The 8,457-nt window shown below is 68.6% G+C and carries 7 protein-coding genes; 1 reads left to right on the top strand and 6 read right to left on the bottom strand.

The genetic code is table 11. The features are described from left to right. Positions 1-126: 126 nt before the first annotated feature. From AC3FOF_RS10375 to fliF, 6 genes are read right to left on the bottom strand one after another with little or no spacing between them, the layout of a single operon-like run. On the bottom strand, positions 127-1,542 hold the full coding sequence (locus AC3FOF_RS10375; RefSeq protein WP_488726538.1) for a flagellar hook-length control protein FliK: 1,416 nt from the start codon (positions 1,540-1,542) through the stop codon (positions 127-129). Positions 1,543-1,577: 35 nt separating this feature from the next. Beyond that, positions 1,578-2,033: a flagellar export protein FliJ gene (fliJ, locus tag AC3FOF_RS10380; protein ID WP_035809767.1), complete on the bottom strand. Its 456-nt coding sequence runs from the start codon at positions 2,031-2,033 to the stop codon at positions 1,578-1,580. Further along, positions 2,026-3,486, bottom strand: a complete 1,461-nt coding sequence (gene fliI / locus AC3FOF_RS10385; protein WP_276265195.1) for a flagellar protein export ATPase FliI — start codon at positions 3,484-3,486, stop codon at positions 2,026-2,028. The genes fliJ and fliI overlap by 8 nt, the downstream gene beginning before the upstream one ends. After that, complete coding sequence (gene fliH, locus AC3FOF_RS10390; RefSeq protein WP_276265194.1) at positions 3,479-4,324, bottom strand: flagellar assembly protein FliH; 846 nt, start codon at positions 4,322-4,324, stop codon at positions 3,479-3,481. The genes fliI and fliH overlap by 8 nt, the downstream gene beginning before the upstream one ends. Continuing rightward, positions 4,311-5,303, bottom strand: coding sequence for a flagellar motor switch protein FliG (gene fliG / locus AC3FOF_RS10395; RefSeq protein WP_017229734.1), 993 nt, complete (start codon positions 5,301-5,303; stop codon positions 4,311-4,313). The genes fliH and fliG overlap by 14 nt, the downstream gene beginning before the upstream one ends. Then, on the bottom strand, positions 5,293-6,990 hold the full coding sequence (gene fliF / locus AC3FOF_RS10400; protein WP_488726539.1) for a flagellar basal-body MS-ring/collar protein FliF: 1,698 nt from the start codon (positions 6,988-6,990) through the stop codon (positions 5,293-5,295). The genes fliG and fliF overlap by 11 nt, the downstream gene beginning before the upstream one ends. A gap of 521 nt (positions 6,991-7,511) precedes the next feature. Here fliF and fliE point away from each other — a divergent pair. Continuing rightward, complete coding sequence (gene fliE, locus AC3FOF_RS10405; protein WP_488726540.1) at positions 7,512-7,832, top strand: flagellar hook-basal body complex protein FliE; 321 nt, start codon at positions 7,512-7,514, stop codon at positions 7,830-7,832. Positions 7,833-8,457: the final 625 nt, after the last annotated feature.

Raw genomic sequence — 8,457 nt, forward strand, 5'->3', positions numbered from 1 at the left:
GGTTTTGTGCCCCAAGACGCCATGGTACGCGCGAATGCAAATGGCGCAAAAGCACGAAAGCCGATGCAGGCCAGCCCGCATCGGCTTTCAGCATGGCGTGCGTCCGGTGCGCGGCGCGCGCGGGGCTCAGGCGAAGGTGTCGACCTCGCCACGCGCGAGGGTGCGTGCCACCGGCGCCGCGGGGCCGGCGTTGACCGGGGCCGCCGTCACGCCCGCGAGCGCGCCAAAGCCGCTTTGCTGGCTGCCCGGCTGGCGTTGCTGCTGCGGCTGGCCGTTGCCGGCCTGACCGGCAAAGCTATCGGCGCCGACCGAGGTCTGCCCGAGCTGGATGCCGCTGTCGGCCAGCGCGGTGCGCAATTGCGGCAGCGCCGCCTCGACTGCGGCGCGCACAGCGGCGTGGGGTGAAACAAACTGGGCCTGGGCCTGGTCGTTGACGACATTGAGCACGACCTTGAGCGGGCCCAGGTTGGGTGGGTTGAGCTGCAGCTCGGCGGTATGGCTGCCCTGGGTCGACAGGCGCACCATCTGCTGGCTGAGCGCTTGCGGCCACTGACCGTCGCCCACCGGCGGGGCAATCGGCAGCGAGGTGGCCGGCGCCAGGCCGCCGGCGGTCGGTGCCTGGCCCGCGCCCATGGCGCCTACGGCCATCAGCGGATTGGGAGCGGCGCTGGCGGGTGCGGCTTCGGTGCTGGCCGGTTCGGCTGCGCGCACGGCTGCCGCCAGCGGCATCGGGGTGGCCGGGGTGGCGGCGGCCGACTGGGCGCTGCCGCTCTTGGCATTGGCTTCGACAGGCTGGAGCGGCGCCTTGTACGGCTGGCCGAACCCGCCTTGCTGCTGGCCGGAGGCGGACTGGCCAGCAGTGCCGCCTTGCTGGCCGGCCATGGCGGTCTTGAGCGCGGCGGCCAGGTCCGGGCTGGCCGTGGCGGCGTCGCCGGCGGGGCTGGCGGTGGTGCTGCTGGTGGCCGTGGTCTGCGTGGCGGTTGCGGTCTGCGGCACGGCCTGCAGCGCTGCGCGCTGCGTGGCAATGGTGGCCAGCGTATCGGCGGCGGCAGAGGCTGCCGGCGCGGTGGCGTCGGCCGCGGCAGGGTCCTTCAGGTCTTTCATGCCGGCCTGGGCGCCAAGCGTGGCGGCTGCGGCTGCGCCGGGCAACGCGGCGGAGCCGCCCGGCGCGCCGTTGGCGGCCAGCGCGGCAGGCGGCTGCGGCGTGGGCTGTGCGGGCAGCAGGGCAGCCAATGCGGCCGCGGCGGCCTGGGCGGCCGGATTCACCGCCTGGTCCGTGCTGTCGTCATCTTTGTCGTCGCTGCGGCCCGACGGCTTGGCGGCCACCGCGCTGCTCTGCGCGGGCTGCGCGGCCTGCGCGGCCTGCGCGGGCGGGCTGACGGCGGCGCTGTTCGCGCTAGCGCTGCTGTTGCGGCTGTCGTTGCGGGCGCGCGCCAGGGCATCGCCGAACCCCTGCGAGTTCGCATCGGCGTTGCCGGCGCTGCCGGCCTTGCTCGCGGAGGCCGCGGCGGTGTTGCTGACAATCTGGCTGATATCGATCATGTTGGGATTCGGTCTGGCTGGGGCGGCTCAGCCGCTTAGCGGTGGCGGCCTGCGACTTGCAGGCGGGCGGCGCGGGCGGCGTATTCGTCGGTATCGCGTTGCTCGCGGCGCAAGGTAGCTTGCTGCTCGCGCGTTTCGTTGCGCGTGATCAGGGTGTCGAAGGAGTTCTGGCGGCGCTTTTGCTGCTGCCAGTTGGCGCGGCCGGCAAGCAGTTGCGCCTCGGCCCGGGCCAGCGCCTCGGTCTGCTGGCGGATGGCGGTGTCGAGCGAGGCCAGGAACTGCGCGAAGTCTTGCCAGCGGGTGGAGGTCATGCCGTCCTGGGCGATGGCCTGCATGCGCTCGCGGTACTCCTGCCGGTACTGGGTGAGTGCGCCGAGCTGCTGCTCTGCCTGGTTGCGCAAGCCCTGCAGCCGGCCCAGCTCGCGCGCGGCGGCATCCGTATCGTTCTGGGCCAGGTCGGCCAAGGTATTCAATGCAGATGGCTTAGCCATGTTCACTCCGTTGGAAGAGACTATGCAACTGGCCTATCGAGTCGTCGTAACCGGCGCGCTCGTGAATGTCCTGCTGAAGAAAGGCTTCCATGCGCGGATGCAGCTGGATGGCGTAGTCCAGTTCGGGATCGTTGCCCGGCACGTACGCGCCCACGCTGATCAGGTCCCGGTTGCGCTGGTAGCGCGACATCAACTGCTTGAAGCGCCGTACCGAGGCAAACTGCGGCGGCTCGATCAGCGCCGTCATGGCCCGGCTGATCGATGCCTCCACATCAATGGCGGGGTAGTGGCCGGATTCCGCCAGGCTGCGCGACAGCACGATGTGGCCGTCGAGAATGGCGCGCGCCGAATCGGCGATCGGGTCCTGCTGGTCGTCGCCCTCGGTCAGCACGGTATAGAAGGCGGTGATCGAGCCGCCGCCTTCGGCGCCGTTGCCGGCGCGCTCCACCAGCGTCGGCAGCTTGGCGAACACCGAGGGCGGATAGCCCTTGGTGGCAGGCGGCTCGCCGATGGCCAGCGCGATCTCGCGCTGGGCCATGGCATAGCGCGTGAGCGAGTCCATGATCAGCAGCACATGGCGGCCCTGGTCGCGGAAATACTCGGCCAGGCGCGTGGCGTAGGCGGCGCCCTGCATGCGCAGCAGCGGCGAGGTGTCGGCTGGCGCGGCCACCACCACCGAGCGCGCGCGTCCGTCCTCGCCCAGGATGTTCTCGATGAAGTCCTTCACTTCGCGGCCGCGCTCGCCGATCAGGCCGACCACGATCACTTCGGCGCTGGTGTAGCGCGCCATCATGCCCAGCAGCACGCTCTTGCCCACGCCGGAGCCGGCGAACAGGCCCATGCGCTGGCCGCGGCCCACCGTGAGCATGCCGTTGATGGCGCGCACGCCGACATCGAGCACGGTCTCGATGGGCGCGCGCGACAGCGGGTTGATCTGCGCGCCGGCCAGCGTGACCTCGGTGGCGGCGGTAATCGGGCCGAGCCCGTCCAGCGGGCGGCCGGCGGCGTCGAGCACGCGGCCCAGCAGGCCTTCGCCCACCGGCAGGCGCTTCGAGCCCGGCTCGCGCGGGGTGGCGTCGCCGCTGGGCAAGGGCGTGGGTTCGAGCGGATAGACGCGCGCGCCGGGCACCAGGCCCACCACGTCGGATTGCGGCATCAGGTAAAGCCGGTCGGCGCCGAAGCCAACCACTTCCGCCTCGGCCAGGCGCGGGCCGGCGTTCTTGCCGGGCGACTGGCCGCCGGGCAGCTCGATCAGGCAGTCGCTGCCCACCGGCAAGCGCAGGCCGATGGCTTCGAGCACCAGGCCGGCGGCACGGGTCAGGCGGCCGCAGCTGCGCTTGCTGTCGATCTCGGCAATGCCGGCCGATGCGGCGGTGAGCGCGTCGCGCCAGCGCTGGGCATGCAGGCCGGAATTGCCGGCGGCATTCGCCGTGCTTGCCGCGGAATCAGGCATGGGGCGGCTCCCACGGGTCGTCGCGTCCGAGCGCTTTGACCACGCGGCTCCAGCGCGTGGAGAGCGTGGCGTCGAGCTCGCCGCTGGCGGCACTTGCCACGCAGCCGCCGCGCGCCACCGCAGCGTCGGCGCGCACGCTCCAGCCGGCGGCCTGCAGCTCGCCGGCCAGGTGGGTCTCCACCAGGGCCACGTCGTCGGGATTGAGCATCAGGCAGGGCGAGCCCGACAGGGCAGGCTCGGCCGCCAGCAGTTCGCGCACCGCCGGCAGCAGCACGCCGGGATCGGCCTGCACGGCCTGGTGCACCAGCTGCCGCGCGACATCCAGCGCCAGCGCGATCAGGGTCTGGGCCACTTCCTCGTCGACGCGCCCAAGCGCGTGGTTGAAGGTGGCGGCCAGTTCCTGCAGGCGGGCAGCTTCGTTGCGCGCGCTTTCCAGGCCGCGTGCATAACCTTCGCGGTGGCCGTCGCCGTAGCCCTGGGTCTGGCCCTGGGTGTAACCCTGGGCGTAGCCCTCCGTGCGCGCGCCTTCGCGCATGGCGTCGAGCGCGGCAAAGTCGATGGGCGGCGGGGCGGGTTCGAGCGGCATGAACTGTGCCGGATCCGGCTCGGCTTGGCGCGGATCCAGCGACAGCATCTGCCAGCGCTGCCAGCCGCTCTTCTGCTGGGAGCGCGTTTGCGGCGCGGCAAAGCTCTCGAAGCCGGCCTGCCGCGGCACGGCGCGCTGGTCCGCGCCGCGGCCGGGATTTGCATCGCCGCGCCGTTCGGCGCGGGCATCGGCGTAGTCGCTGTCCGCGGCAAGCTCGCGGAACTGGCGCAGGGCACGTTCAGACGTAGGCATCGTCGCCACCACCGATCACAACTTCGCCGGCTTCGGCCAGGCGTCTTACCACCTGGAGGATGTTCTTCTGCTCTGCCTCGACCTGCGAGACCCGTACCGGGCCCAGTGCGTCGAGATCTTCGCGCAGCATTTCGCCGGCGCGGGTGGACATATTGCGGATGAACTTGTCGCGCAGCTCCGCCGGCGCGCCCTTGAGCGCGACGATGAGCGATTCGGTCGCCACTTCCTTGAGCACGCGCTGGATGCCGCGGTCGTCCACTTCGAGCAGGTTCTCGAACAGGAACATCTCGTCGATGATCTTCTGCGCGAGGTCGCCGTCGTGCAGGCGCACGCCTTCGATCACCGCCTCTTCGTGAGCCGTGCTCATCAGGTTGATGATCTCGGCCGCCGTACGCACGCCGCCCATGCGGCTGCGCTTGAGGCTCTGGCCCGCCAGCAGCTTGGTCAGCACGTCGGTCAGTTCCTGCAGGGCGCCCGGCTGCACGCCGCCGAAGGTGGCGATACGCAGGATCACGTCGTTGCGCAGGCGGTCCGTGAACATGCTGACGATCTCGGACGACTTCTGCCGGTCCAGGTGGATCAGGATGGTGGCGATGATCTGCGGGTGCTCGTCGCGGATCAGCTCGGCCACCGAGGTGGAATCCATCCAGTTCAGCGAATCGATGCCGGCGCCCGGGTCGCGGGATTCGAGGATGTCCTCGATCACCGATACCGCGCGTTCCTCGCCCAGCGCCTTGTTCAGCACGCTGCGGATAAAGGCGCTCGAATCGATGTTGAGCGCGAGGTACTGCTCAGTCTCGGAGCGGAATTCGGCCAGTACCTCGGCCACCTGGTCGCGCGTCACCGAGTTGAGCGTGGCCATGGCCGAGCCCAGGCTCTGTACCTCGCGCGGGCCGAGGTGTTTGAAGACTTCTGCAGCAGCGTCTTCACCGAGCGACATCATCAGGATGGCGCTCTTCTGCAATCCTTCATCGGTCATCGCTAGACATCCAGTTCTTGATCACACTGGCAACCAGGCGCGGGTCGCGTTGCGCGGCGTCGCGCACCAGGGCGAGATCGCTTTCATATTTGGCGGCGAGCCGCAGGACTTCCGGATTGGTCGGCTCTTCAGGCGGCAGCAATACGGCTTCGTTGTTGTCCGACGTTTCCTGCGGCGGCGGCAGGGGCGGCGCGGTGTACTTGCGCAGCACCGGACGCGCCACCTTGAACCACACGAACAGGGCCAGCAGGGCCAGCAGCAGGTAGCCGGCACCGGTCTTGGCCAGCGCGATCATCTCCGGCTGTTTCCACAGCGGCAGCTCGGGCTTGACATCGGTATCGGCGGTGAACGGGCTGTTGACCACATTGAGCGAGTCGCCCCGGTCGGCCGAGAAGCCCATGGCTTCCTTGGTCAGGTTCTCTATCTGGGCCAGCTGCGCGGCAGGCAGGGGCTCGGAGACCATCTTGCCGTTGGCGCCGGCCTTCTGGCGGTAGTTGACGACCACCGCCACCGACAGGCGCTTCACGCCGCCCGGCGCCTGCTGCACATGGCGCACGGTGCGGTCGAGTTCGTAATTGGTGGTGGAGTCCTTGCGGCTGCTGCTCGGGCCGGTCTGGGCCGAGGCGGTGGCGCCGGCCTGCGCTTGCTGGCCTGCCGGACCTTGCTGCCCCGGTTGGTTGGGCTGGCCCGGACGCGGCGGCTGGGCCGTGGCGATCGGCGCGGTGGCCGGTGCGGGCGGCTGGTTGGACAGCGCGCCGGGCACGCCGCCGACCGGGGCCGCGCCTTGCTGGCTCGACTCGCTGGACTGCTGGCTGCGGATGGCGGCGTGGGTGGGGTCCTGGTTGGGCTTGAACGACTCGTCGGTATGCTCGACGATGGAGAAGTCGACGTCGGCGGTGACCTGGGCGTGCACATTGTCCTGGCCGAGGATCGGCGCCAGGATGGTTTCCACGCGCTGCGCGTAGTTGCGCTCCAGCGCCTGCACGTACTTGAGCTGGCCGGCGTCGAGCATGCGCTCGCTGGTGCCGTTGCCAGACAGCAGGTTGCCGTGCTGGTCGACGATCGAGATGGCCTTGGGCGTGAGCTCCGGCACGCTGGACGAGACCAGGTAGCCGATCGCGGCCACCTGGCCGTCATCGATGGCGCGGCCGGGGTAGAGCTGCAGCACCACCGACGCGGTGGGTTTCTGGCGGTCGCGCACGAACAGCGTGGGCTTGGGAATGGCCAGGTGCACGCGTGCCGACTGCACCGCGCCGATCGACTCGATCGAGCGGGCCAGCTCGCCTTCCAGGCCGCGCTGGTAGTTGACCTGTTCGGCGAACTGGCTGATGCCGAACTTCTGCGAGTCCATCAGCTCCATGCCGGTCGTGCCGCTCTTGGGCAGGCCTTGCGAAGCCAGGCGCAGCCGGGTCTCATGGACCTTCTCCGAGGGCACCATCACCGCACCGCCGCCTTCGGCGAACTTGTACGGCACGTTCATTTGCTGCAGGGAGGCGATGACGGCGCCGCCGTCCCGCTCTGACAGGTTGCTGTAGAGCACCTTGTAGTCCGGCGCGCGCGACCACAGCACGCCCACGGCGATGGCTGCGGCGAGGGCCGCGCCGCCAAGCATCATGGGCAGGCGCGGATTGCTCTTGATGCGCTCGAACAGCTCGGATTTGCCCGACAGGGCTGCCACGGCGTTCATGCGCGCGCCCCCGTCATGGCCGGGCCGGCATGGGATAGGGCCGGCTGGGCCGGGTGGCGGGCGCCGCTCGGGCTGCCCTGTCCACCCCGGCGGGCCTGGCAAATCCGGGCTTCGGCATGGCTAAGATCACGCTGCTGACAAAACACGCGTACTCCCCGCGATAGTTGATGAGATCTGGTTCCCGACCGGGGCGGGCCACGACAAGCGAGGCAGCGTCATCCCAGATTCGGCACGGTATCGATCATCAGCCAAGCCGGGTACGGACAATCCCGCGAATAAGCCTCGTTTTCCACTCGAATTCCCGCAATGGCCCAGCCGGAGCCGCAGGTACGCTTCGGGGGCTGGCACAGGCGGCGTGCGCGGATGCGGTATTTGCGGCATTCGCGGCGCATGGCGGCAGGATTGCCGGCAGCGGCCCGGGCGGGTGCCCGGCGCAACCCTCAATGACTCTTTCTCGAACCGGTTTTGGCCAAGGCAGGCTATGCCTGGCCTTGGGCGGGGCGGGTTCCAAGCGGATCGCCATGACTACCATCTCCTCCATCGACGGCATGCTGCAACAACTGCGCGGACTGGCGCAGAGCGCTACCGGGCAGCAAAGCCAGGCTGCCGCAGCCGAGCCGAGCGGCTTCGCCGGTGAACTGCAGCGCTCGCTGGCGCGCATCAGCAACGTGCAGGAACATGCATACGGCCAGGCCGAAGCGTTCGAAATGGGCAAGCCCGGGGTGGCGCTTAACGATGTGATGATCGATATGCAGAAGGCCAATGTGTCGTTTCAGACCGGGGTGCAGGTGAGGAACCGGCTGACGGCGGCTTATCAGGAAATGATGAATATGGCGGTTTGAGGGATTAGGCTGTTATATCTGTGCATCCTGGGGCTTCGTTTGGTGTCGCGGGTTTGCTCGCCTCTTTTGCCTTCTTTTATATCTCGCAATATGCTTGGGAGCCATCAATTCGATGGCCTCATGCCCTGAGCGATAGACCAAGTTTCTTTTAAATTTTTAGGGATCTGATTTAGGGTTTCAGGGCCTAAAGGCGAAGTGGCGTCTGGCTCTTTGGATTGGGTGGGTTGAGACAGGTATGCAGGGCCTAAAGGCGGAGTGGCGTCAGGCTCATGGGCACATGGAGGTGTCACTTTTCTTTACTCGTAAAGAAAAGTAACCAAAAGAAAGCGATCCTTGCAGGAGGCTGGCTTGTCGGGCTTGGTGGCTTTGCGGATTCGTGGTGGGCACGTCAGTTCTGCCTGACTGCTGGCGCTACCGGCGCGAACGGCATTGCCAATGCGGATGGCACTGGTTTCAGTGTAGCGCCCCTGATGGCAATGGTCCGTGGTGGCTCACGCATCTGCCGTTACCGGCGCGAATGGCCACTGCCTCCCGATCCTTGCGGATTCGTCGGGGGGGGGGGGGGGGCCGCATTTTTGTTTTTGGCGAAAGGAGGGGGCCCCCCGCCCCCCCCCCAACCACAACC

The organism is Cupriavidus sp. 96C5-1, from assembly GCF_057798855.1.